At 61.7% G+C, this 23,869-nt stretch carries 20 protein-coding genes, 3 tRNA genes and 3 pseudogenes; 19 read left to right on the top strand and 7 right to left on the bottom strand.

From position 1 onward, the window contains the following. The first annotated feature begins 12 nt into the window (after window positions 1–12). The 4 genes from OO015_RS07795 to ftsH all read left to right on the top strand — a co-directional run bounded on the left by OO015_RS07795 (window position 13) and on the right by ftsH (window position 5,246). Window positions 13–828 carry an SDR family NAD(P)-dependent oxidoreductase gene (locus OO015_RS07795; RefSeq protein WP_265940665.1) on the top strand — a complete coding sequence of 272 codons (816 nt, stop codon included), beginning with the start codon at window positions 13–15 and terminating at the stop codon, window positions 826–828. 99 nt (window positions 829–927) lie between these two features. Next, window positions 928–999, top strand: a tRNA-Met gene (locus OO015_RS07790). A gap of 97 nt (window positions 1,000–1,096) precedes the next feature. Next, window positions 1,097–3,073 (top strand): hypoxanthine phosphoribosyltransferase, encoded by a 1,977-nt coding sequence (gene hpt / locus OO015_RS14085; RefSeq protein ID WP_323053848.1) that lies wholly within the window; start codon window positions 1,097–1,099, stop codon window positions 3,071–3,073. A 232-nt stretch (window positions 3,074–3,305) separates the two neighbouring features. Continuing rightward, window positions 3,306–5,246, top strand: coding sequence for an ATP-dependent zinc metalloprotease FtsH (gene ftsH / locus OO015_RS07775; protein ID WP_265940664.1), 1,941 nt, complete (start codon window positions 3,306–3,308; stop codon window positions 5,244–5,246). Window positions 5,247–5,319: 73 nt separating this feature from the next. Here ftsH and OO015_RS07770 read toward each other — a convergent pair whose 3' ends face one another. The 3 genes from OO015_RS07770 to OO015_RS07760 all read right to left on the bottom strand — a co-directional run bounded on the left by OO015_RS07770 (window position 5,320) and on the right by OO015_RS07760 (window position 6,599). Then, window positions 5,320–5,580 carry a hypothetical protein gene (locus tag OO015_RS07770; protein ID WP_265940663.1) on the bottom strand — a complete coding sequence of 87 codons (261 nt, stop codon included), beginning with the start codon at window positions 5,578–5,580 and terminating at the stop codon, window positions 5,320–5,322. Between the two features lie 107 nt (window positions 5,581–5,687). Further along, window positions 5,688–5,760, bottom strand: a tRNA-Ala gene (locus OO015_RS07765). Window positions 5,761–6,401: 641 nt separating this feature from the next. Continuing rightward, entirely contained in the window at window positions 6,402–6,599 is a 198-nt protein-coding gene (locus OO015_RS07760; protein WP_265940662.1) for a hypothetical protein, read from the bottom strand. A 97-nt stretch (window positions 6,600–6,696) separates the two neighbouring features. On the opposite strand from OO015_RS07760, the pseudogene OO015_RS07755 reads away from it, so the two are divergent. The 9 genes and pseudogenes from OO015_RS07755 to OO015_RS07725 form a co-directional block, all read left to right on the top strand. Beyond that, window positions 6,697–7,567 (top strand): annotated as a pseudogene (locus OO015_RS07755) (polysaccharide deacetylase family protein); the annotation flags it as partial. A 454-nt stretch (window positions 7,568–8,021) separates the two neighbouring features. Further along, window positions 8,022–9,062, top strand: coding sequence for a CobW family GTP-binding protein (locus OO015_RS07750; protein ID WP_265940661.1), 1,041 nt, complete (start codon window positions 8,022–8,024; stop codon window positions 9,060–9,062). Between the two features lie 19 nt (window positions 9,063–9,081). Further along, the gene (locus OO015_RS07745; RefSeq protein ID WP_265940660.1) at window positions 9,082–10,389 is read left to right on the top strand and encodes an ABC transporter substrate-binding protein; all 1,308 of its coding nucleotides are present in this window, start codon (window positions 9,082–9,084) and stop codon (window positions 10,387–10,389) included. A 65-nt stretch (window positions 10,390–10,454) separates the two neighbouring features. Beyond that, window positions 10,455–10,927: pseudogene (locus tag OO015_RS14220) on the top strand (ABC transporter ATP-binding protein); the annotation flags it as partial. Between the two features lie 90 nt (window positions 10,928–11,017). After that, complete coding sequence (locus OO015_RS07735) at window positions 11,018–11,584, top strand: TOBE domain-containing protein (protein WP_323053858.1); 567 nt, start codon at window positions 11,018–11,020, stop codon at window positions 11,582–11,584. A gap of 876 nt (window positions 11,585–12,460) precedes the next feature. Next, window positions 12,461–13,267 carry an ABC transporter permease gene (locus OO015_RS07730; protein WP_265940659.1) on the top strand — a complete coding sequence of 269 codons (807 nt, stop codon included), beginning with the start codon at window positions 12,461–12,463 and terminating at the stop codon, window positions 13,265–13,267. 3 nt (window positions 13,268–13,270) lie between these two features. Continuing rightward, window positions 13,271–13,785, top strand: a pseudogene (locus OO015_RS14215) (asparaginase); the annotation flags it as partial. A 131-nt stretch (window positions 13,786–13,916) separates the two neighbouring features. After that, window positions 13,917–14,285 (top strand): hypothetical protein, encoded by a 369-nt coding sequence (locus OO015_RS14210; RefSeq protein WP_416236572.1) that lies wholly within the window; start codon window positions 13,917–13,919, stop codon window positions 14,283–14,285. Between the two features lie 193 nt (window positions 14,286–14,478). Further along, window positions 14,479–14,551 (top strand) — tRNA-Gly (locus OO015_RS07725). Between the two features lie 229 nt (window positions 14,552–14,780). On the opposite strand, the gene OO015_RS07720 is transcribed toward OO015_RS07725, so the two are convergent. Further along, window positions 14,781–15,983: a hypothetical protein gene (locus OO015_RS07720; protein WP_265940658.1), complete on the bottom strand. Its 1,203-nt coding sequence runs from the start codon at window positions 15,981–15,983 to the stop codon at window positions 14,781–14,783. Window positions 15,984–16,007: 24 nt separating this feature from the next. Continuing rightward, the gene (locus OO015_RS07715; RefSeq protein ID WP_265940657.1) at window positions 16,008–17,174 is read right to left on the bottom strand and encodes a hypothetical protein; all 1,167 of its coding nucleotides are present in this window, start codon (window positions 17,172–17,174) and stop codon (window positions 16,008–16,010) included. 198 nt (window positions 17,175–17,372) lie between these two features. Here OO015_RS07715 and OO015_RS07710 point away from each other — a divergent pair, with 198 nt between their 5' ends. After that, window positions 17,373–18,149 carry an enoyl-CoA hydratase/isomerase family protein gene (locus OO015_RS07710; RefSeq protein ID WP_265940656.1) on the top strand — a complete coding sequence of 259 codons (777 nt, stop codon included), beginning with the start codon at window positions 17,373–17,375 and terminating at the stop codon, window positions 18,147–18,149. Here OO015_RS07710 and OO015_RS07705 read toward each other — a convergent pair. Beyond that, window positions 18,146–18,937 carry a hypothetical protein gene (locus OO015_RS07705; protein WP_265940655.1) on the bottom strand — a complete coding sequence of 264 codons (792 nt, stop codon included), beginning with the start codon at window positions 18,935–18,937 and terminating at the stop codon, window positions 18,146–18,148. The two genes, OO015_RS07710 and OO015_RS07705, sit on opposite strands and share 4 nt — an antisense overlap. A gap of 105 nt (window positions 18,938–19,042) precedes the next feature. On the opposite strand from OO015_RS07705, the gene OO015_RS07700 reads away from it, so the two are divergent. Further along, window positions 19,043–19,891: an MBL fold metallo-hydrolase gene (locus tag OO015_RS07700; protein ID WP_265940654.1), complete on the top strand. Its 849-nt coding sequence runs from the start codon at window positions 19,043–19,045 to the stop codon at window positions 19,889–19,891. Here OO015_RS07700 and OO015_RS14080 read toward each other — a convergent pair. Next, the gene (locus tag OO015_RS14080; protein ID WP_323053847.1) at window positions 19,888–20,346 is read right to left on the bottom strand and encodes a J domain-containing protein; all 459 of its coding nucleotides are present in this window, start codon (window positions 20,344–20,346) and stop codon (window positions 19,888–19,890) included. The two genes, OO015_RS07700 and OO015_RS14080, sit on opposite strands and share 4 nt — an antisense overlap. A 164-nt stretch (window positions 20,347–20,510) precedes the next feature. Here OO015_RS14080 and OO015_RS07690 point away from each other — a divergent pair, with 164 nt between their 5' ends. The 4 genes from OO015_RS07690 (at window position 20,511) to OO015_RS07675 (ending at window position 23,840) form a co-directional block, all read left to right on the top strand. Further along, entirely contained in the window at window positions 20,511–21,440 is a 930-nt protein-coding gene (locus OO015_RS07690; protein WP_265940653.1) for an EamA family transporter, read from the top strand. Beyond that, complete coding sequence (locus OO015_RS07685; protein ID WP_265940652.1) at window positions 21,437–22,786, top strand: M20/M25/M40 family metallo-hydrolase; 1,350 nt, start codon at window positions 21,437–21,439, stop codon at window positions 22,784–22,786. Before OO015_RS07690 ends, OO015_RS07685 begins: the two co-directional genes overlap by 4 nt. Continuing rightward, complete coding sequence (locus OO015_RS07680) at window positions 22,783–23,490, top strand: HAD family hydrolase (protein WP_265940651.1); 708 nt, start codon at window positions 22,783–22,785, stop codon at window positions 23,488–23,490. Before OO015_RS07685 ends, OO015_RS07680 begins: the two co-directional genes overlap by 4 nt. A 74-nt stretch (window positions 23,491–23,564) precedes the next feature. Then, complete coding sequence (locus OO015_RS07675) at window positions 23,565–23,840, top strand: hypothetical protein (protein ID WP_265940650.1); 276 nt, start codon at window positions 23,565–23,567, stop codon at window positions 23,838–23,840. Window positions 23,841–23,869 lie beyond the last annotated feature (29 nt).

Here is a 23,869-nt window from a genome sequence, read left to right as displayed (position 1 = left end):
GGGGAGAGAACGATGGGACGGTTGGCAGGCCTGGTGGCGCTCGTCACTGGCGCGGGCGGCGGCGAGCTGGGAGGCGGCGGAGCTGGCATTGCCCGCGTGCTCGCTCGCGAAGGTGCCGTCGTGGCGGTGAACGACTTGAACGAAGAATACGCGCGAGCGACCGTCGAACAGATCACCCAGCAGGGTGGCCAGGCGTTCGTTCTCGCTGGCGATGTCTCCGACCCGCGACGCGCTCGCGAGATGGTCGAGACAGTGGTCGAGCAACATGGCCGAATCGACATTCTGGTGAACAACGCCGCGAGGCTCGGGCGGTCGCCAGCGGTCGAGCGGATGTCGGATGAGGAATGGCACAGCTACATTGCGGTCAACCTCTCTGGCCCCTTCTACATGAGCCGTGCCGCACTCCCGCACATGATGCGACAGCAGTACGGACGGATCATCAATATCGGCTCGCTCGCAGCGCTTCGCGCTAGCCTCAATGGGGGAGCCGGCTACACCAGCTCGAAGCGCGGCTTGCTCGGTCTCACCCGGCAACTCGCTGCTGAGTTCTACTCGTACAACATCACGGTCAACGCAGTGCTCCCGGCTGGCATCCTGAGCGGGCGGATGCGGGCGGAAATGGGGCCGCAGGCGGAGCGCCTCGTCGCAGCCCGGCGCTGGGCGCAACCGGACGACATCGGCGCCATCTGTGCCCACCTGGCCAGCCCAGAAGCGCATCTCATCTCAGCGAGCGTCATCGTCGTTCCCGGAGCGAACGCGACCGGACTGGGCGACTTCGCCGGCTATCGGGCGATGGCACGACAGATCGGCAAGGACATCGGAGAATAACGCTCGGCGGGCTCGGGACGGTTGTCCCGAGCCCCTTGCCATGCTCTTGACCGTTGACGACACGACGGAGGACATGCTACACTCTCGCACGGAACGTGAGCCGGTGTAGCTCAACGGTAGAGCAGGGGACTCATAAGCCCTGGGTTGGTGGTTCGAATCCGCCCACCGGCACTGCAGCGAGCGGCGCCTGCGTGCGCCGTTTTTCGTTTTCACTACAATCATCATCGAGTAGGATCGCCAGGCATCCCCGGTTGGGAAGGAACCGTCGGTGTCGTCAGCGCGCGATGGTGCGGTCAGTGTCCTTCTGCGAGCGCTCCGTACTGCCCTCCAAGCGACCGGACTGTCACCGGCCGAACGCGTGGTCGTCGGGTTTTCCGGCGGGCCAGACTCGCTCGCGCTCCTCTGGGGTCTCCAGCACCTGGCCCGGCAAGGTGTTGGACCACAACCGATCCCCGTCCACGTCGATCATCGGCTGCATCCGGACTCCTCCGCGCTCGCAGCGCGCGCAGCCGCTCTCGGCACGAGACTGGGGCTTACCGTGCTGGTCCGCACGGTCGATGTCAACGCCTGGCCAGAACTTCGCGAAGGCGGCACCGAAGCAGGCGCACGTGCTGCGCGCTATGCTGCGCTCGCCCAGGTCGCGCAGGAACACGGCACGCGCTGGATCGCGGTCGGACACACGCGTGACGACCAGGCGGAAACGCTCCTCCTCCGCCTGCTCCGGGGCGCCGGCCTCGACGGTCTCGCCGGGATGCGCCCGCTGACAGAACTGCGCGTTCCCCTGGATCCCGAACACCACACGTTCGCGACGATCCAGTTGCTCCGGCCGCTCCTCAAAGTCCGTCGTCAGACCATCCTCGCGACGCTCTCGTTGCTCGGCCTGGAACCGTTGCAGGACCCGACGAACGTCTCGCTGGCGTTCGAGCGCAACGCGGTCCGCCAACGGGTCATTCCCGTCCTCGAAGAGATCCGTCCGGGAGCGGTCGAGACGCTCGCGCAGGTAGCCGAGCAGCTCCAGGAGGACGCGCAGTATCTCCTGGACTGTGCGAGCGACGCGTACCGGAGGAGCGTCCAGCTGGTGGATGGCTTCGCCATCGTCGACCGGTCGTCCTTTCGGTGTTTGGCCCCAGCTCTCCAGCGACGGGTCCTCCAACTCACCATCCGCGACCTCATCGACCCAACCTGGACACTCCCCCGCGACCGACTGCTCGCGCTCCGTCACGCGATCGAGCAGGGGCGTCCCGGAGCACGCGTCGAGCTCGGCCGTGGCATCGTTGCGCTCATCAGCTACACTGAGGCTGTTCTCGGTCCGGCTGCACGGATCGAGGACTTTCTGCGACGGCGGTCGGGATACCCGCTCCTAGAGCCGGGAACCGTTCTCCCGCTCGAGAGGGGCATGACCGTCCGGCTCGCGAATGGCTGGTCGCTCGTCGTCTACGAGGCGACCGAAGGTCGCTGGTTCCTGCGCACGCGACGGATCGGTGACCGGCTCGTCCGACCGGGTACCTCGACGCCGGTTCGCTTACAGAATTGGCTCGTCAACGAAAAGATCCCGAGCTACGTCCGCGACCGCTTGGCCATGGTCGCCAGTGACGGCGTCGTCTGGTGGATCGCTGGTCTGGGATCGGAGCGGTTCGTGGCTCCAGATGGCACCTTGGTGGTGGAACTACGGAGAAGCGAGGAGGCGCAGCGGGTGAACGAGACAGTTCGCACTGTCCCGGGAGAGCTGGAGCGCGTCCTGATCGACGAGGCGACGCTCCAGAAGCGTGTCGCCGAACTCGGGAACGAGATCGCGCAGGCCTATCGCGGGCAACGGCCCGTTTTGATCGGGGTTCTCACCGGCGCGTTCGTGTTCATGGCCGACCTGATCCGTCATCTGCCGATCGAACTCGATGTCGATTTCATGGCCGTCTCCAGCTACGGGCAAGCCACCGTGACCTCAGGCGTCGTCCGCATCATCAAAGATCTCGACCGGCCGATCGAGGGGCGAGACGTGTTGCTCGTCGAGGACATTGTCGACAGTGGCCTGACCTTGCAATACCTCCTCGACGTGCTCCGCCGCCGCAACCCGCGGAGCTTGCGCGTCGTCGTCTTGCTCCGCAAGCAGAAGCCAGAGGCGATTCAAGTACCGGTCGATTGGGTCGGCTTCGACATCCCGGACGAGTTCGTCGTAGGCTATGGCCTGGATGCGGCTGGCCGCTTCCGCAACTTGCCCTTCATCGCCGTTTACCGCACCGCAAAGTAGCGCACCGGTATTCGGGTAACGTCCGCTGACGCGAGCCGGTACGAAAAGGCCTGCGCCCCCGTGCCTCCACCGGTCGATGCCTTTGGAGGTGCAGGTCACCGAGAAGGCTCGCGCGGTGGCCGGGGAGCGCTCGGACATTGGTACGGCCAGAGCACCTCCACCGCTTGCTATAATCGGGGGCGCCCGCGACACCGTGCGACGCTGCGGGCCGACGACAGTGGAGGCTACCCCGATGGCAGACAACAAGTGGCTCCGGAACGGCTTCGTCTGGATGATCCTGATCATCGCTGCGATTGCGGTCTGGGTGACGTTCGTGCAGGGTGGTCACAGCGGCTCCTCGCTCACCACCCAGCAACTCGCGGCGGACATCAAGGCCGGCAAGGTCGAGCAGCTGGTGATGACCAGTGGCTCCGATGAGGTCCAGGTGCACTACTACGGCTCACAAGAGGTCCGCACGCTCCGCTTGCCGACCAATGTCGACATCTTCGAATTGCTCCAGACGTACGGCATCGATCCGCAGACGGTGAACATCACGACCAAGGCAGCGAGCCAGTGGGGGAACTGGCTCGGCACGCTGACGTTCCTCTTGCCGACCATCTTCCTGATCGGCGTGATCATCTTCATGATGCGCCAGGCCCAGGGAACGAACAACCAGGCACTCTCCTTCGGCAAGAGCCGCGCTCGCGTCTTCACCAGTAATCGGCCGACCGTGACCTTCGATGACGTGGCAGGCGTCGACGAGGCCAAGGAAGAGCTGCGGGAGATCGTCGAATTTCTGAAGTACCCCGAGAAATTCGCTGCGCTGGGCGCGCGCATTCCGCGTGGCGTGCTGCTGGTCGGACCGCCCGGCACGGGGAAGACACTGCTCTCCCGAGCGGTGGCTGGGGAAGCTGGAGTACCGTTCTTCAGTATCAGCGGTTCTGAATTCGTCGAGATGTTCGTCGGCGTCGGTGCCAGCCGGGTGCGCGACCTCTTCGACCAAGCGAAGCGGAACGCTCCCTGCATCGTCTTCATCGACGAAATCGACGCGGTGGGTCGGCAGCGCGGCGCTGGACTCGGCGGGAGCCACGACGAGCGCGAGCAGACGCTCAACCAGATCCTGGTCGAGATGGACGGGTTCGACTCCAGCACGAACGTCATCGTTCTCGCGGCGACCAACCGTCCCGACGTCCTCGACCCGGCCTTGCTCCGGCCGGGCCGGTTCGACCGGCAGGTGGTTCTCGATCGGCCGGACCTGCACGGTCGGCTCGCCATCCTCAAGGTTCACACCCGCGGCAAACCGCTCGAGAGTGACGTCGACCTCGAGGATCTCGCGCGTCAGACGCCTGGCTTCTCGGGTGCCGACCTGGAGAACTTGGTCAACGAGGCTGCGATCCTGGCAGCGCGGCGCAACAAGAAGACGATCGGCCGCCGCGAGCTCTACGAGGCGATCGATCGCGTCGTAGCTGGTCCCGAACGCAAGAGCCGGCGCATCAGCGAGCGCGAGAAGCTGATGACGGCCTATCACGAGGCTGGCCACGCGCTGGTGGCCCGGATGTTACCGCATGCGGACCCGGTGCACAAGGTCTCCATCGTCGCCCGCGGCATGATGGGCGGTTACACCCGCGTGCTACCTGAGGAGGATCGCTTCTTCTGGACGAAGAAGCAGTTCGAGGCGCAGCTGGCCGTGTTCATGGCTGGGCTGGTTGCCGAAGAGCTCGTTTTCCAGGAGATCTCGACCGGCGCTGCGAACGATATCGAGCGCGCCACGACGCTCGCCCGGCGGATGGTGACCGAATTCGGAATGAGCGAGCGACTCGGGCCGCTCGCTTTCGGCCGCAAGGAGGAGCTCGTTTTCCTCGGTCGCGAGATCGCCGAGCAGCGCAATTACAGCGATCAGGTTGCCTACGAGATCGACCAGGAGGTCCGCCGGCTCATCGACCAGGCCTACCGCACTGCCAAGAGCATCCTGATGGAGCACGTGGACAAGCTCGAGAAGATCGCGACGCTCCTCGTCGAGAAGGAGACGCTCGAGGGGCACGAGATCGAAGCGCTGTTCGACGAGCCGCGCCCACGGCCGGAGCTGGTCGGTCCACCCGTGACCAAGCCGGCGGCACTGATGCAGCGGCCCCAGCCGGCGCCGGAGCCGCGCCCAGCAGCCGCACCGCAGATTCGCCCACAGCCGGCATCCTGACGGCACGCGGCCGTACGGCTACCGAGAGGCGGGTTCGCCCGGTTGGACGAACCCGCCTTCATGTCGTTGTTTCTCACCCGGCAGCAGTGCTGTTCCGTTCGTCGGGGAAGGGGCAGTCGACCTGGATCACCTCGTCGTAGGTCAACCAGGCACCGCTCAAAATCGGACGATACTGGTATTGCCGCAGCAGTCGTTGCGCGTCGCGGGCAGTCAAGCGCACGAGCCGTCCACTGCACCCAGGCCGCAGGTAATAGCGACCCTCTCGGTCGCGGAAGAGGAGCACATCCGGTTGGCCGCTGCGCCGACCGACTGGCTGGAACGCACGCACTTCCATCGGCGGCCTCCTTTCGCACTCAGCGGCTCTCCGCCAACCAGCAGGTCGACAGTGAATGACAGTTCACGAGCGGAAAGCGTTGTCCAAAAGAGTGTGGAAAAACTCGGTGGAGGCAGGGGGACTCGAACCCCCGACCTCGACAGTGCGATTGTCGCGCTCTCCCAGCTGAGCTATGCCCCCACGTTCGCCAACGGGAAGTCTACCCGTTGGCTCCCCTCCTGTCAAGGAGCTTTCCGTAACGATCGATACAGTGCCTCCCTTCCCCGGGGCGCATCAACAGGGAAGGCTGTGTAGTCCGTCATGCTTGCCGCTAGCGCTGTTGTGCATAACATAATAAGCACCGTCTGTACTTGGTAGGCGGCCAATCAACCGATCGGAAAGCCCGATTGGAGTGGTGCGTGTAGATCAACATCCAGCTTCTGCAGAGCCGAATGGACGAACTTCCAAAGATTGGACGAACCCCCGCGAGAGGTGTCACCCGTCTTGCGCTCACCAACGAAGGCAGGCTGGCGCGTGCATTACTCTTGTGTTGAATGCAGGCAACGGCCCTAACGGTATAAGCTTACGACTTCGGCGACATTATTGGCCGCCCGTAAGGCACAAATACCAATCTGCTTACCATTCTCGTCGGTTCACATCTCGATACTCTTTCATGCGGCGGCCGATTGGACGGTTCTATTGGTTTACTCGCCGCCCTCGAAGTGCTCACAACCCTAAACGACCTCCGGATCGCAACCCGTCGTCCCATCAGCCAGCGACGCTGTATAGCGGCCCTGTGGCAGGCCGCTTCTGCAAAAATTTTGTCTGCTGTCACCGCGATTCTACCGGTAGAACCATTTGAAGACGAGGTGACGCGGATTGGGTATAAACGCAGCGCTTCCGCTCGCCTCGGGCTTGCCCACTGTCACCTTGAACTCCACATCGAATAGCGCCCTGTTCTCGAAGCTCAGAATATTCCGATACGAGCCTGTGACGCGTAATCGTGCGTCATCATCGATCTCCTCGCGTTTCCAAATCATCCGCCCTCGTCTCTGTCATATGTCTTGCGGCTTGACACGGCTCTGCGGCTGTGCTAACATGTGGCCTGATCGGGCTTACTAGGAAGGGAGATGGGGAATGCCCAAGGAAATTCTCTGTGCCTTCGGCGTCGATGTTGACGCTGTGGCCGGCTGGCTGGGCTCATACGGGGCGAGGACTCTCCTTGTGACATTACCCGTGGACTTTTCGCTGGTGAAATCGGTACCCCTCGCCTGCTGAAACTCTTTGATAAATACGGCATTCGCACCTCCTGGTTCATTCCCGGCCACTCAATCGAAACCTTCCCAAAGCAAATGAAGATGGTGGCCGATGCAGGGCACGAAATCGGTCTGCACGGCTACTCCCACGAAAACCCGATCGCGATGACACCCGAACAAGAAGAGGCTGTTCTAGTCAAGACAATTGACCTTGTTGAAAAGCTCAGTGGTCGCCGCCCAGTCGGGTACGTTGCACCGTGGTGGGAGCTCTCCCCCAATACAATAGGCCTTCTTCAGAAGTATGGCATCAAATACGACCACAGCCGAATGGACAACGACTTCCATCCTTTCTATGCTCGAGTGGGCGACACATGGACCAAAATTGACTATTCCAAACCGGCAGAAGAGTGGATGAAACCTCTGATCCGTGGTGAAGAGACTGACATCGTTGAGATTCCTGCTAACTGGTACCTTGACGACCTTCCGCCTATGATGTTTATCAAGAAAGCGCCCAATAGTCATGGATTTGTGAACCCCGCGATATCGAGCAGATGTGGCTGGACCAATTTGACTGGGTGTATCGTGAGTACGACTACGCGATCTTTCCGATTACGATCCATCCCGATGTCAGTGGACGCCCGCAAGTACTCCTTATGCTTGAACGTGTCATCAGCCACATCGGCGCCCACCCTGGCGTAAGGTGGGTAACATTTGAAGAAATCGCCGACGACTTCCGCGCACGCTATCCGCGGGGAGCGGTAAAAAGCCAGAAAGCTACATTGAAGCGTGGCCGCCACAGCGCTAGGCAGTTTGTCAAGCGAGGTGCACAGGTGTGCTCCCTATGCCAACTTCTCGTGAACGCTGACCACTGGACCGATTTCCATCCGGATAGTGCGTCCCACGGTACAGCTCCGACCGTTACGTTTGAGGGACATCTTTTCTCTCGTGCCGCCCGACTCTCTACGCGTTCCCGGAGAGCTTCGCTTGCGAGTGCACTGCTCTCGCCGTGGCATCTACGGGTACGCGATTGGGAGGGACTGCATTCTTTCTGCAGTCCCCTACGGGCCGCTGCGAGGTAGCAGCCAATCTCTCGCACCTTTGGCAACTAGCCGACACGGTGTTCAGAGCTTCGCCTGACCCATTAGATCCGGCCTACTTAGTCAACCTCCGGACTAGCCTCCATAATTCCCGAAAGGCTGGACAGTCGTGATCAATATCGTGGTCATTTCCGGATTCCTGGGCAGCGGCAAAAGCACCTTTCTTCGTTACCTGCTAGCACAGCCTGAGTTCAAGGGAACCCAAGTCATCATCAACGAGTTCGGCCCTATCTCTGTAGACCACCATCTCGTCCATTTTGCGGCGGAACGTACCCACCTTCTAGCCGGCGGCTGCCTCTGCTGCGCCTATCGCCAGGATCTTCCCCAAATCCTCTACCCACTCTTGGACACTGTTCGAGCGAACAAGTCCCGTGCCTCCGCTTGTGCACCCGATATTATCCTCGAGACGACGGGCCTCGCTGATCCCGTGGCCATCCGTCACACGCTCACTGCCGATCCCGTCCTGCGTCACCAGGTTCGCATCACGAAGATGCTTGTCACTATCGATGCCGCACACTTTCTCTCAAACCTCTCGCAGTACCCTGAGGTCACGGCCCAGTGCGTTGCAGCCGATACATTCCTCATTACTAAGCGAGACCTCGTTTCCGAGGAGGCTATTGCACAGATAATCGCGGCGCTGACGTCCATCAACCCAACTGCGTCAATCGCATTCCTTGACCATGGGGTACCAGACACCGATGTCACGGCACTGCTCGCATCCACCAATACTGGCGTGGAGAGCTCAACAGCCGCCAACTTACCTGAGCTTCCCGTTACCCGACACACCGAGTCGGTCCGTTCTGCTACCTACACTCTGCCCGACGATCTCGACCTCGATTTCTTTGTCACATGGTTTTCTCTCCTTATCCACCGTCACGGGGATAAGCTACTGCGAGTCAAAGGTATTCTCGCGCCACCCAACGCCACATCACCTGTGCTCTTTCAGGCACTCCAACACGTCATACATGAACCGGAACATATCCATCTCGCAGACGCCACACCTACAAACACGCTAGTTCTCATTACCAAGGATATTCTGCCAGAGACCGTTTCGCACTCCTTGACTACCTTGCGTGATATCCTTGACCCCAAAGTGCCTTCGGCCACACCTCTAGAGACTGACATCGTCAGCAGGATCGCTCAGCAGTAAGCAGAGGAGGAGGTATCTCATGGCCTACAACGCGCACAAGCTCACTCGCCGTCGATTTCTGGCTACATCGCTTCTTGCTGCGTCCGGCAGCCTCCTTTGGGCTTGCGAGGGATCGTCGACGTCACCTACACCGGCGACTCAAGCCCAAGCTCCCTCGCAAGCCAGTACGCCCGCTACCCCTGCAGTCATCACAGGGGTCACTCTCCGTGTTGTCGGCACGGGTGTCACCCTTCTCGAGCCGATTCGGGTCCAAGCTGAGAAAGACCTCGGCATCAAGCTTGAATACGACGTCAAAGACGGCCCAGGTGCACAACAAAAGGCGGTAACACAGCCTCAGGCTTGGGACCTCTATGATCAATGGTTCAACTCCGTCAAAATTGTCTGGGGAGCCCGTGTTGCCCAACCCATTGACGTGAACCGACTCACTGATTGGTCCAAACTTATGCCGCTCACCACTGAGGGACGCCTCTGTCCTGACGCCCCCGTCGGTGCTGGCGACGCGCCGTACCGGCTACTCTACGTGCAGTCTGATGGAACTCTTCGCAGCAATAAGACTGATAAGATCTCTATGCTACCTCTGACCTTCAATGTAGACTCATTCGGCTACAACACCGAGAAGGTCAAGGAAGACGATGCTCGCTCGTGGGCTATCTTCTTCAGTAACAAATACGCTGGAGCCATCGGTCTCTATAGCGACCCGAGTACAGGCCTCATGGATTTGGCGCTAGCTGCAAAGGCCGCTGGCCTCATGAGTTTCCAAGACATCGGCAACATGACTCGCGAGGAAATTGATAAATTGCTAGCACTCCTCATCGATTATAAGCGCAAGGGCCAGTTCCGCGCCTTCTGGAACTCCTTTGACGAGTCTGTCAACCTCATGGCGGCTGGCGAAGTTGTCGTTGAGAGCATGTGGTCCCCTGCCGTTACTGCCCTCCGCGCCCGCGGTTTCCCAGTGCGATACGCCTCGCCAAAAGAAGGCTACAGAGGCTGGCATGGTGGCATCATGCTCAACAAGGCAGCATCAGGTAAAGTTCTGGACGCTTGTTATGCCTACCTGAACTGGTGGCTGTCCGGCTGGGCGGGAGCCGTTGTCGCCCGTCAGGGATACTACTTCTCCATACCAGAGAATGTCAAACAGTATCTGACTCCGGGAGAATGGGACTATTGGTATGAGGGCAAGCCTGCGGCAGAAGACCTAAAGGACCCATTCGGAAACGTTGTCGTTAAAAGGGTGAGGTTCGTGACGGAGGCAGCCTCCAGGATCGGGTATGCAAGACAGGTATCGCCGTCTGGAATACCGTCATGGACCAACATCAATATCTCGTGACAAAGTGGAACGAGTTTCTCACTGCATAAGGAGAACATCAAAGCAGAGAATGGGGCGGGTTACAAATGGTTAGAAGCGTCCACTCCCAGCCATTCTCACCTTCGATCAGTGACGGTCGCGGCCAACTCGTCATCCAAGACGTTCGCAAAAGTTTCGGATCCACTGTCGCACTGGACGGCATCAGTCTCACTGTCCAGCCGGGAACCTACGTCGTTCTCCTTGGCCCTTCCGGATGTGGTAAGACGACTCTCCTCCGTATTCTTGGTGGCCACGAGGTAGCAGACTCTGGTGAGATTCTCCTTGATGGTCGCAGCATCCTCTCAATTGCGGCGCACGAGCGCGACATCTCTACAGTCTTCCAGCATTATGCCCTTTCCCACACAAGACCGTACGTGCTAATATCGAGTTTGGTCTTCGCATGCGCGGTATACCTCACGACGAGCGTGCTAAGCGAGTAGAAGAGGTGGCCCATCTCCTTGAACTTGACTCCCTTCTCGACCGATATCCCCGCCAACTCTCAGGCGGTCAGCAGCAACGAGTCGCCCTCGCCCGAGCGCTAGTCACTCGTCCGACCCTGCTCCTCCTCGACGAGCCCCTCGGTGATCTCGACCGACTTCTTCAGCTTCGCATGCGTCGTGAATTGCGGCAACTTCAACGTCGGTTAGGAATCACCTTTATCCACGTCACCCACAACCAGGAGGAAGCACTGGCCATTGCTGACCGTATCGTTGTAATGAATAGCGGCCGAATTGAGCAAATCGACAGTCCACCGGCAATCTACAACAGACCAGCAACCCTTTTCGTCGCCAGATTTATGGGTGACAACAACATTATTCCAGCAACTGTCTCCAATGTCATAGGATCTCGCATCGAGCTTCGTCACGGGGACCTTGTTCTCGAATCGCACACCCCTGTACCTACACCCTCTCCTGGTACACACGTGCACGCCGTTATCCCTGCCGCTCACGTCCGAGTAGAGCCAGCAACCACACCAACTCGTACGAATGCTCTCAAAGCCCGCCTCATCTTTGTCGAATACCTCGGCGACGTCACAAAACTGTTCTTCTCGCATCCATCCGTTGGCGAACTCCTGGTTAAAACCTTTAGCTCCCCCACTTACTCCGACGCTGATATTGGCAATGAGTTTTGGCTGACCTGGGAGGGTCACTATGTCCACATCCTACGCGCGGACTAACCCGGTTACACTGACTGCAGCTTCTCGCCTACAGACGGCGCTCTCTTATGCGGCATACGCGATGCCTGCCCTTTGGCTACTTTTCTTTCTTGTTGCGCCCGTCGTCATTGTCCTTGTCGTTAGCGTTCTCACACCAACCATCAGTGGTTACATTTATCAGTTTACCCTCCAGAATTACCGTGACCTTCTGTCCTCATCATCCTTCCTTCAAACGATACTAACAACTCTCACTAATGCTATTATAACCACTCTGCTTGCCCTCATTTTTGGCTACCCGATTGCTTACTATCTTGCTTTCTCTCTTCCAAATCTGCGCCTGCGTTTTGCCTTTTTCTCATTGCTCTCGCCCCATTCTTCACAAGCTCCGTCGTTCGCGCTATAGCCTGGATACCCCTTATGGGTCGTGAGGGCGCTGTCAACTGGCTACTCCTGCGGCTTCACATCATCCAACAACCTCTGGACGTGCTGCTGTTCTCAAATTTCGCTGTCCGTCTCGCAATGATTCAGCTCTACATACTGTTTATGATATCTCCGATCTTCTTTTCGCTTTCGACTATCGATCGATCTCTTATAGAGGCGGCACGCGACATGGGTGCGACCTTCTTTCGGGTGCTCCTTGAAGTCATCATCCCCTTAAGTCGGCAGGGGTCTTTGTTGGTGCGATCTTTGTCTTTGTACTTTCGATGGGTGATTTTGCGACTGTCCGGCTTATCGGCGGTGGGTCTGCTTCATCACTTGGCTTAACGATTCAGAATTTCATGTTATTCGTTCAATTTCCTCTCGCCGCCGCTGCGGCGAGTATCCTTGTCATTCTGACCCTCCTTGCAGTCGTTCTTCTCGTTCGATATGGTCGAATCTTGGAAGGAGTCTGAGTCCATGCGCACAAAACTGGGAATCACGTTTCTGACATTATATTTCGGTATGTTCAGTATCTTTCTCTACGGCCCTATAATCATAATGACCATTCTCTCATTCCAGGGACCCACGGGTGGCATGACTCTCCCACTCAAGGGAGTAAGCACCTACTGGTGGCAGCGATTGTTCACCGTCCGACTCCCCGAACTCGGCGCGCCGTTGCTGAGGTCGATTGCAATCGCGGTAATGACGGGAATTATCGTCGCAGTGCTCGGCTTTATCTCTGCCCTAGCAGTCCGCCGACGCGCCCGCGTCGCGTCTTTTCTGACATGGGGCATCTTCCTTGCGCTTCTGACGCCGGGAATCCTGCTTGGACTAGGCGTCAGTCTCTGGTGGCGTATTCTCGGTCTCCAACCGGGTAACGTACCGCTGCTCGGTGTGCACGTCATATGGGCTCTCCCGTTCGCATTTCTCATTCTCGTAGCTGTACTTACCCGTATTAATCCAAACATTGAGGAAGCAGCGAGAGACCTCGGTGCCTCAGGCTACCGAACACTACTCGACGTACTTCTGCCGATCGCATGGCCGGGTATCCTCAGCGCGGCTCTATTCGGCTTCACCCTGTCCCTCAATGAATTCGAGCGCAGTCTCCTCGTCACCACACAAAACACTCTTCCTCTCCAGCTTTGGTCTATCGTAACGGTTCGGGTCCTTGATCCTGACGTATACGCATTAGGGGCCTTAACAGTCATCGTGACGCTGGGCATTGTCTTCTTACTCCTTGTACCGTCGCTCATCTCCCAATTCGCTCGGTTCCGAAAGGAGTAACCTGTGCAGCACCGCCCAAGACTCTTGGTCATTACCACAGGCGGTACAATCGCAAGCCGGATTGACCCGACTACAGGCGCTGCTATTCCGGCCGCGCATGCTCATGAGCTACTTGACGCTGTCCCTCAGCTTCAACAGCTGGCGGACTGTACAACTCATGAGTTTGCCCTTATTGGCAGCTGGAATATGACACCAACGATGCACGTAGAACTCGCCAGCACAATAGCTTCCATGCTTAGAAACGATTCCTTCGATGGCATTATCGTGACACACGGCACGGATACACTCGAAGAGACAGCGTTCGCTCTTGATATTCTGCTAGATATTGATATCCCTGTCGTTCTTACCGGTGCCATGCTGCCCAGCGGTTCCGTCGGATCGGATGGCCCCGCAACTTAGTCGACGCCGCTCAAGTCGCGCTCCACCCCTCAGCCCGAGGTCTCGGAGTGCTTGTCACCCTTGCCGGGCAAATTCACGCCGCACGATGGGTGACGAAGGCCGACAGTACTGCGATTTCTGCGTTTGCTTCGCCCAATTTTGGGCCTGTCGGAAGAGTCGACCACGATAATATTGTCATTTGGTTACATCGGACGTGGCCTAGGATTCACCTCACACCTACCAACCCTCCCCGAACGTCTTGCTTATCAAAATGGCTGCCGGTATCACTGCGGTACCGTATAAGGTACTCCTGGAATCCGGGTATCCTATTCATGGTATCGTTATCGAAGCCTTCGGCAGCGGAAACCTCTATTTTGAATGGGAATCATTCCTTGAAGTCTGTAATAGTCGTGCAATTCCCGTTGTCGTAACTACACGCTGCCCTTCTGGCCCCCTCACTTTCAGCTACGGTGGTGTCGGCGGCGGACAGAAAATCCGTGCGTACGTAATACCAGCACCACACCTTTCCGGACCGAAGGCAAGACTCGCACTGCTATTTGCCCTGATGTCGGGTTATGCGTTCGACGACTTGCGGACATTGTTTGCGAAACTCGTACCGAGTCCTTCACTACACCAATAGCCGTCGTTCATAACCAAGAATCTGCCACGTCCAACACGGACCGGTATTTATTAACGCGGTTGGAGCGGCGCACCCGGGTCCAATGATGTGTGTAGCGAAGCACCCACGATTCCGTAAAGCCTCGCCTAGCAGGCCGCACATTTCCCTGGACAGGGTATGCCAATCCTGCTATAATGCTAGCTGGGAAGCGAGTGCGGGAGTAACTCAGCTGGTAGAGTGCCGGCTTCCCAAGCCGGTTGTCGCGGGTTCGAATCCCGTCTCCCGCTCCGAGTCGACCGGGTAGCGCCTGCTACCCGGTCGATCGTTTTCGCCCCTGCCGCGCACCACGCATTCGAGGATCCGCGAGCACACGCTGCTCCCGGCTACTCGATACGGAGCCAACCGAGCGCCCCGAGGAGACTCGCCGGTACCGGAGAACCGTTGTGCACCTGCCTGCGGGAGCTCACCACGAGCGTGCCGTCCCACCGGCAGCACACCGCCCGGTTCACCCTGCGATCACGTTCCCAGCGGCCGATCGAGCGGGCCGAGCAGTCGTTCGGCCCGAGGCCGCGTCCGCTCCATCGCTGCCAGCGGATCCACGAGCAGCGCCGACACCGCTCCGTAAGCTTCCCGGAGCACTGACTCGAACAGCACGAGACGCGCCCACTGTTCCCAGCGACCGGCGAGCAGTCCACCCACACTGTTCTCCGGAACCTGGAGCGCTGCCCGCACCGCGTCGGCATACCCGTTCGACAGTAACGGTCCGAGTACCTCCGACGCGCGTTGCCAGCGCTCCGCGCCGTTCGACGGCTCCAAACGAAAGACAGGCGGCAGTGGTTCTCCCGTTTCTCCCGACATCTCAGCTGCCATCAGCTCCGCCATTTCATCCGCGATCCGCTCAGGATGCAGGAGCCAGTATGCCGCTGCCGTCAGCACCGCCTCGACCCAGGCGTCACGCGGATACTCGTCGAGTGCAGCTGTCCGCTGTTTCGGCTGGCCTGCGAGCGAGGGATCGGAGAGCGGTCGGCGCTGCACGAGAGCCCGTACGCTGTCCAGGAGCCGCACCTCCGACCAGAGCGCTTCGAGAAGGCAGTCGGAGGCCCGGACGACCGGATCGCAGTTTGCGCACGCCTCGACGAACGACCGCGCGGTTTCGGGATCGAGCGCGAGCGGGTGCGGAACGAGGTGACGGAGGTTCCACAGGAGCGGCCAGTCGAGCCGGACTCGCTCAGCGTCGGAGGGCTCTTCGCACTCTTTGGCTGTCTCGCACAGTGCGAACGCGAGCACGCACAGTGCCAGGCTCCACCGGTTGATCCGGCGGATCACTTCCCAGGGAACGCGCAGGCCCGCTGCACCCGGTAGGGAGATACCCTCCCGCCGCAGCAGCCCGAGCACCAGCCACGGCTCGACACCGATCCTGGCTGCCCAGTACAGGGCAGCCGGCGTCGTCGCCAGCGGCCCGAGCTGCCGAGTCAGTTCAGCGAGATAGCCGAGAGCTCGCGCGTCGATCCAGCGCTCTCCGACATGATCGGTCAGACCAGCGCGTTCCAGCGCATCCGCTGGGTTCCAGCGATGGCCGCTCTCGCGCCACTGCCTCGCCGAAACGACGAGCTGGTACGTCATGCGTCTGGCACGCTGGTCCGGCTCGAGTTCGCGACCGAAAGCCTGTGCGATTCGAAGCCCGTCCTGGATGAGATCTCCGCTCTGTGACTGCTCCACCTCTACCCCCGTTCGCGGCTCACCCTATACGCCGAAGTGCCGGAAGCCATAACGGGTCCAGGCGTCGAACTGGTCGGCCAGCCAATCGTACTCACCCAGCCAGGCATCTGGATCCAGCACCAGTGCGCGGATCGCACCGACCAGCTCCCGCAAGACTCCCTCGAAGACCAGCAGACGCCAGGCCGCCTCGCCCGTGTCCTCCGGCAGGTCGCCACCCAGTGCCCAGGCGATCCCCAGCAGCCGTGCCACCTGCCGGGCATAGCTCGTTGCGAGCAACCCATCGAGCGCGGTACTCGACCGTTCCCAGGCCGCGCGCAGCTCGTCTGCCGTCAGCAACGCTGGAACGTCCCGCTGCCATCCTTCGACGAGTCCAACACCCTGGCGCAGCAGCTCCCAGAGCACCGCATCCGCCGGATCCAGCGCCTCCGGCCAGTGCAACGGGTGCCAGGGTCCCGGCAGGTTCGCTCGGGCTGGTGACCGCGGTGGCTCACCGAAGCGATCGACCCAGGCGAGTGACATCGCCTCGATCAGAAAGTCGTCCGTCTCCGCACCATGCTCCCACGCCGCAACGGCATCGACGAATTCGTCCCGCTCGCGCTCGGGAAGGAGCAGTGGGTGCGGAATCCGGCGGCGGAGCGCCAGCGTGACCGGCCACACCGCCAGCTCGTGGTGCGAGAGGCTGTCGTCGCCGACGAGCTCGCCGAAGAGCTCCGGTGCAACGACATCCATGAGTTGTAATCCGATCGCCCAGTCACCCATGCGGACGATCGCCTGACGCGGCACCTCCAGATCGAGCGGGTCGAGGGGTTCCCGCTCGGCTCGTCGCGGTGCCACGTGCGCCCAGACGTACCACGGTTCGAGGCCGAGCTGGCTGGCCAGAGCGATCGCGCCCTGCGTCGTGGAAAGCGGCTCCAGCTGCTCGATCACATCCTGGAAGAAGTGGATGCCGAAGCGTTGCTGGTAGAGGCCGTGTACGTCTCCCCGTGGCATGGAGGTCTCCGGATCGACCAGTGACGGGTCCACCTGACGGACGATGCGCGCGAGATCGAGATGTCCGCCGCGAGCCCGCCAGGCCCGTGCCCCCTCGAGAAACTCACGTAAGACGCCTGGCCGCTCCGACGCACGCTCGCGCAGCCAGATAGCCATCGGGAACGCCCGCCCGAGCATCACGATCCGTCCGAAGTCGTTCACCGCACAACTCCTTCCGCTCACGAACGGGCTGAGAACCTCTCGTCTCACCCAGTTTCCTGTGCCGGTGAGAACCCAGTCATTCCCGCACAGCAGCCGACGCAGCGAGCCATCGAACGCGCTGAGCCATGTGCCATACTGACGGGTACGTGAAACTGAAAGATGGCGAACCGGCTCGTACCTGGAGGGAGTCCTCGCCTGATGGGAGAACCAGTGCTCCTCGTCCAGCGCGCGGGCGACGTGGCAACGATCGTTCTGAACCGACCAGCGGTACGGAACGCCCTTGACCGCGCCCTCGCACAGGCACTCACGACGACCGCCCGGGAGCTGGCGCGTGACGAGCGACTGCGGGCAGTCGTCCTCCGCGGGTCACCGCCTGCTTTCTGTGCGGGAGCCGATCTGCGCGAACGGATCGCACTCAGTCCGGAGGAACGGACGGCCCATACCGAGACGATCGCTGCAGCGGTCGAAGCGCTCGCCGAAATCCCGGTGCCGACGATCGCTGTGATTTCGGGAGCATGTCTCGCTGGTGGTGCGGAGCTCGCGCTGGCCTGTGACCTGCGTTTTGCCGATACCACAGCCCGGTTCGGGTTTCCCGAGGTGCGGCGTGGCATCTTTCCCGGAGCTGGCGGGATGCTCCGGCTCCCGCAGCTCGTCGGACCATCACGCGCGGCCGACCTGCTTTTCTCCGGGCGGATCATCGACGCCGAGGAAGCGCTCCGGATCGGGCTGATCGATCGGCTCTGCGAACCGGGGCGGCTCGACAGCCTGATCGACGCCTGGCTCGGCGAGTTGCGCCAGGCAGCACCGACCGCAGTTCGCACTGCCAAGGCTGCGCTCCGGCGCGCGCTCACCTGCGACGCGGTAACGCTCGCTGATATCCGCGCACTGCGCCGGGCACTCGACCACAGCCCAGAATACGAGGAAGGACTGCGCGCCTTCGCCGAGCGTCGGGCTCCGAATTGGGTTTCTGGTTAGCTTCCCTCAACGGTGAAGGTCGTCGTGAAATCGTTCACGCTGAGGGTATACGCACCGGGATCGAGATTCCCCACGTCGACCGTCGTCGTGAACGGTCGGAGCACCTGCGCGCAGACCAGATCGCGCGGGCGCTGCCATTGGAGCTGGACGATCACCTCGTGGCCGCGCACCGTGACGCTCGGGTTTTCGACCAGCTCGGAGCAGGCATCGGGCAACGACCCCTGTACCTCGATCGTCACGTGCCGCGGCTCCCCATTCCCGACATGGACCGTGACCTGTTCGACGAACGCTGCGCCGTATTCGTGCGAACCGCTTCCCAAGGGTCCTCTCGCTACCAGCATCCCGTTGACTTCCACGGTCTGGTCGTCCGTCACTGCTCGACCGAGCGGTATGGTGAGGTCTACTTCCCGCAGCACTTGCGCGCAAGCGACACCGACCGGCCGCTCGCCCCAGATCTCGACGATGATTCGATCGCCTTCTGCACCGACCCGGTGTCGCGCCTCCGTGCAAGCGTCCGGAAGCGTGGCCTGGACGATCAGCTCCGTTTTCCCGTCAGCCGTATCCCGCAGCGAGGCACTGGCCAGAGAAACCTCGATCCGCTCGCTCGCTGGTGTGGGGCTCGGTCGCTCGACGGCCGGCGAGGGTGTACCCGGCGACGCCCCGCCGCTTGATGGCGTCGGTGTCTCAACCGATGTCACACAGGCGGCCAAGAGGGCCACCACGACGAACGGGAAAACGATTCCGACCAAGGGGGTACGGTTCCTGTTGCGCCACAGCCTTTCACTCATCAGTAACCCCTTTCGTGTCTCATCATTGAGACGATCGGCAGACGCTGCGAGTTCCCGTAGCGGCCCGTTCGCGTGCTCGATCGAACGAGAAAGGAGGTACCGACGATGATCCTGCGTGCCGGGGATTTGACGATCGAACCGATCGTCGATGTCGAGGGGACATTCTTTCCCCTCTCGGTCGTATTTCCTGAAGTTGCGCTCGCCGAGTGGGAAGCATTCCGGGATCGCTATCCTGACACCTTCGCGGGCTCCGATATGCTCTACACTCGTGTCAACTGCTTCCTACTCCGGGGAAAGGGCCAGACACTCCTCGTCGATGCCGGTATCGGAGCCGGACCGGTGCCGCTCTTCGGGAACGAGCGAGGACGCCTGCTCGACGAACTGGCCCGGCGCGGCCTGAGTGCCGCCGAGATCGACACCGTCATACTCACGCACCTCCATCCCGATCATGTGGGCTGGGCTACGCTCGACGGTCGCCCGACATTCCCCCGCGCTCGCTACATCGTGAGCGAGGTCGAGCTCGAGGCCTTCCATCGCAACGACGTCCGGGTAGCCATGGAGACGATCGCACCGGGCTATCTCGATGCTTGCCTGGCGCCCCTCGAGCGTGCAGGCGTCCTCGACGTCGTCGAACCGGAGACCGAACTCGCTCCCGGGCTGACGATCGCGCTCGCACCCGGTCATACCCCCGGGATGCTCCGCATCCAACTCACCAGCGCGGAAGGAGCGGTCTGGATCGTGGCCGATACCTTCACCCATCCAGCGCAGATCGACCGCCCGGAGTGGTGCTCGGCGTTCGACATGGATCGGGAACAGGCGATCGCGACCCGCCGGGCAACGACGGAACGGGCCGAGCGCGAGGGTATCGCGCTCCTCGCGAGTCACTTCCTACCGGTCGCGGGAACGCTCGTCCGAGAACACGGTCGCCTGCTCTGGCGCTCGGTCACGCACTAGCTGAGGCTGCCGAAGAGGCCACTCAGTGCGCTGCTGGCCACGAGAAGCAGGACGAGTGTCGCGACGAAAATCACCGTTACCGCGAGGAGCTGCACGAACGCTGCGAGATCGTCGGCCATTGTCTGCCGTGACCGGCGACTCGGAGCCGGGCGCACCCAGGCCGGGCTGGGCGCGGTGTAGCGTTGGAAGAGCAGGTCTGTAACCGCACGCTGCCGAAGCTGCTCGTCGTAGACCCGTCGACGCTCCGGGTCGCTCAAGACGGCGTAGGCTGCGTTGAGGAGCTTCGCCCGTTCCTCAGCGATGCGCCGCTTGTCCGGATCGCGCACCCGATCGGGATGCGTCGCTCGCATCAGCTGCCGGTAGGCACGACGGATCTCCTCCAGCGTTGCCGTGACCGGAACGCCGAGGATCTGATAGTAGTCCAGCGTCGGGTCGAAATCGCCCAGTCCAGTCATCGTCGCCCCTACCCGGCTCGCCCCGGCACCACAATTCTAGGCCTCGCGGTGCATCCTGGGCATCCGTACAGCACGATAGGCACCGTCCTTGGCTCCCGACCTCGGCAACACTCCAGGGCTTGTCTCCTCCTCCGCACCTCCGCGAGAATGCGACGGGAGGCACAGTGAAGATACCGAGCATAGCTGCACCGCGAATGCTCTGCACGTACGGGATCGATCCGGTCGGCACCGCCGCCGTCCTCGTTTCGGCATTGGGCTTCGGTACTCTGGCGACCCTGACGAAGATCGCCTACGCTGCTGGCGTTGCCGTACCGACCCTGATCGCCTGGCGCTTCGGCCTAGCGACACTCCTCGTCCTCTGTGTACTCCCGCTCGAGTACCGGCGGCGTGGCCATCTCCTCGGTCACGAGCCGTGGTCCAGACGGCGCCTCGCGACTGCAGTGCTCGCAGTCGCCTGTTTCGTCGGCAACACGACGCTGTATTTCGTCGCACTGCAGTCCGTGTCGATCACCGTCGCAGCTGCCCTCTTCTATGCCTATCCTGTCCTGGTCATGCTGCTTCGGTCGCTCGGTTGGCGCGAGCGTCCCTCGATCCAACAGTGCATCGCGCTCGTGCTGGGGCTCAGCGGCGTGACGCTCACGCTCGGGTGGCAATGGCACCAGGTCGATCTGCCCGGCGCAGCACTCATGCTGTCCTCGGCAACACTGTACGCGGCCTACATCGTGCTCGCTCATCGAGGACTGCGGGACGCTTCCCCGGTCCTCGCGACAGCGGTCCTGTTTCCGGCCGCAGCGATCGCGGCACTCGCCGCAGCACACGTCACGCACGCTCCGCTGCTCGTCAAAGCATCAGCACTGGCACCGACCCTGGGCATCGTGCTCTTCGCGACCGTCCTACCCGTGCAGCTCTTCCTGTTCGGTAGCGTCCGGTTGGGGCCAACGCCAGCTGCGCTGCTCGGTACTTTCGAACCGGTCGCTTCGGTGGGCATTGCCCTGCTGGTGCTCAGGGAGCGACTCACAGTCGAACAGCTGGCCGGTGGGCTAATGGTCGTCATCGCTGCGATGCTGGTCCGTGGAGAAGGGAGGCAAACGTGATCGACTACGGTATCGAGTGGAGCACCGTCCGCGACGAGGTGACACGGCACTTGCAGGCCCTGATCCGTTTCGAGACGGTCAACCCACCGGGCAACGAGACACCGCTCGCTGAGTACCTAGCTGACGTGCTCCGGCGGGAAGGCATCCCGGCTGACGTCGTCGAGAGTGCACCAGGACGCGGGAATCTGGTCGCGCGCCTGCGTGGGAACGGGAAAGCCCGACCGCTCCTCCTGATGGCGCACAGCGACGTCGTCAGCGTGGAGCGGGAGAAGTGGACACGCGATCCGTTCGGCGGCGAACTCGTTGACGGCAAGGTCTGGGGACGCGGGGCAGTCGATACCAAGGGCCTGGTTGCGTGCGAACTCGGCGTGATGCTGCTCCTTCGCCGCCTGGCTATCCCGCTCGAACGCGACGTCATCTTCGCCGTGTTCGCCGACGAGGAGGCTGGCGGTCAGTTCGGCGCCTGCTGGATGTGGCAGAACCGGCGCGACCTCATCGATGCCGAGTTCGCCATCAACGAGGGTGGTGGCATGGCACTGACACTCGCCGGCCAGCGCTTCTATCTGTGCCAGACCGGGGAGAAGGGAGCAGCGCGCCTGCGGCTGGTGGCCCGCGGTGAACCTGGCCACGCCTCCATGCCGATTCCAGAGACGGCGATGCAGCACGCCGCCCGTGCCATCCTGACGTTGAGCACGCATACGTTCCCGACTGTCCTCACTCCCACGGTGACTCGCTTCCTCCGCGAGATCGGCCAGGCACTCGGCGGCCGCATCCGTGAGCAGATCGAGGCTGCGCTCGCTGACCCGACGTGGGAGCGGCTCGCCGCGTTACCGCTCGGTACCGGTGAGCGACGACTGCTCTATGCGATGACACGCAATACCGCTGTGCCGACGATCGTCCGGGGCGGGCATCGGATCAACGTGATTCCATCAGAAGTGACGATCGAAGTCGACGGCCGCATCTTACCGGGGCAAGAGCCGGAAGCCTTCGCTGCTGAGGTCCAGCGACTCGTCGGACCGAACGTCGAAGTGCAGCTCACGAGCCGGGGTCGCGGCATCGAGGCCGAACCGGACTCGACACTCTTCCGGGTCATCAGCGAGACGATAGCGGAGCTCGATCCCGGCGCACGAGTGGTCCCGTACCTCGTCCCGGGAGGTACCGATGCCAAGTGCCTACCCGGCATAAAGGTCTACGGGTTCATGCCGATGCGTGACCATCCGGAGGAGTTCGACCTCGCTCATGCCCACGACGAGCGTATTTCGGTCGATACCCTGGAGTTCGCGACCCGAGCGCTCTTCGAGATCGTGACGCGTTTTTGTGCACCGCATGCGAGGAGCCGCCGGTGACACTCCTCGTCCTGTTCGATATCGACGGCACGCTCCTCCGGGCTGGCGATCCAGCGCATGCCCAGGCGATGCGCGATGCGCTCGCCGAAACCCTCGGCGAGCCGGTGCCGCTCGACGGCATCCCGCTCGCCGGCATGCTCGATCGTCAGATCGCTCGGCTGGCGCTGCACCGGCATGGTGTGCCTGAAGAGGACATCGCACAGATCCTACCCGCGGTCATGCAGCGGATGGGCCTGCGGTACCGAGAACTCGTTCATCCAGGCTCCCGCCGCGACTGGGTGCTGCCTGGTGTCCGACCGCTCCTCGACCGGCTCTGGCAGCGTGGTCACCTGGCGGGTGTGCTCACGGGGAACGCTCAGCTCGTCGCCCGCTGGAAACTGGCTGCCGCTGACCTCGATGGCTTCTTGCCCTTCGGGGCATACGGGGACGAAGCCGAGGAGCGTCACGAACTCGTCACCCGAGCACGAGAAGCCGCACGCGCTCGCTTCGCCATCGCCCCGTCGCTCGACGAGACGATTCTCATCGGCGATACACCGCGCGATATCGCCGCTGCACAGGCGAGCGGGACGCGCGTACTGGCGGTTGCGACCGGACGCTTCGGTGTCGACGAGCTCCGAGCCCTGCAGCCGGACGCTGTGGTGCCCGATCTCACCGAGGTCGAACGGGTCGTCGCGTTGCTCGAATCGCTCGCCCGGTCCGCGTGACCGGGCTCAGCGGACTTGCCGGGCCAGCCCGCGCCCGGTATCGTCGTGGACGAATGCGAATGGGAGGGAGTGTCATGGCCGAGACGCATCCGTTTCGCCTCCATCCGGACGAAGTCGCACGGCGAGCCCGGCAATTCTTCGGCGAGCAGCTCGGCATCCCACTGGTGCGGGATCTCGCAGGCTTCATGCGGTTCGAGGACCCTCACGGATTCGTCGAGATCGACATCCGCGGCGATGCCAACAACCAGTCGCGTGTCACCTTCCAGTACCAGGGGTACGAGCAGGAAGTGCACGAGTTTCGCCGCCTTCTGGCCGAGCAGGCTCAGGAGGAGACCCGACAGGGCGAGTGAACGCGGTGACGCCGGTAGCGAGCAGGTTC

The sequence above is a fragment of the Thermomicrobium sp. 4228-Ro genome, from assembly GCF_026241205.1.
Classification (GTDB): Bacteria; Chloroflexota; Chloroflexia; order Thermomicrobiales; family Thermomicrobiaceae; genus Thermomicrobium.
This window is presented reverse-complemented; position numbering and strand designations above follow the sequence as displayed.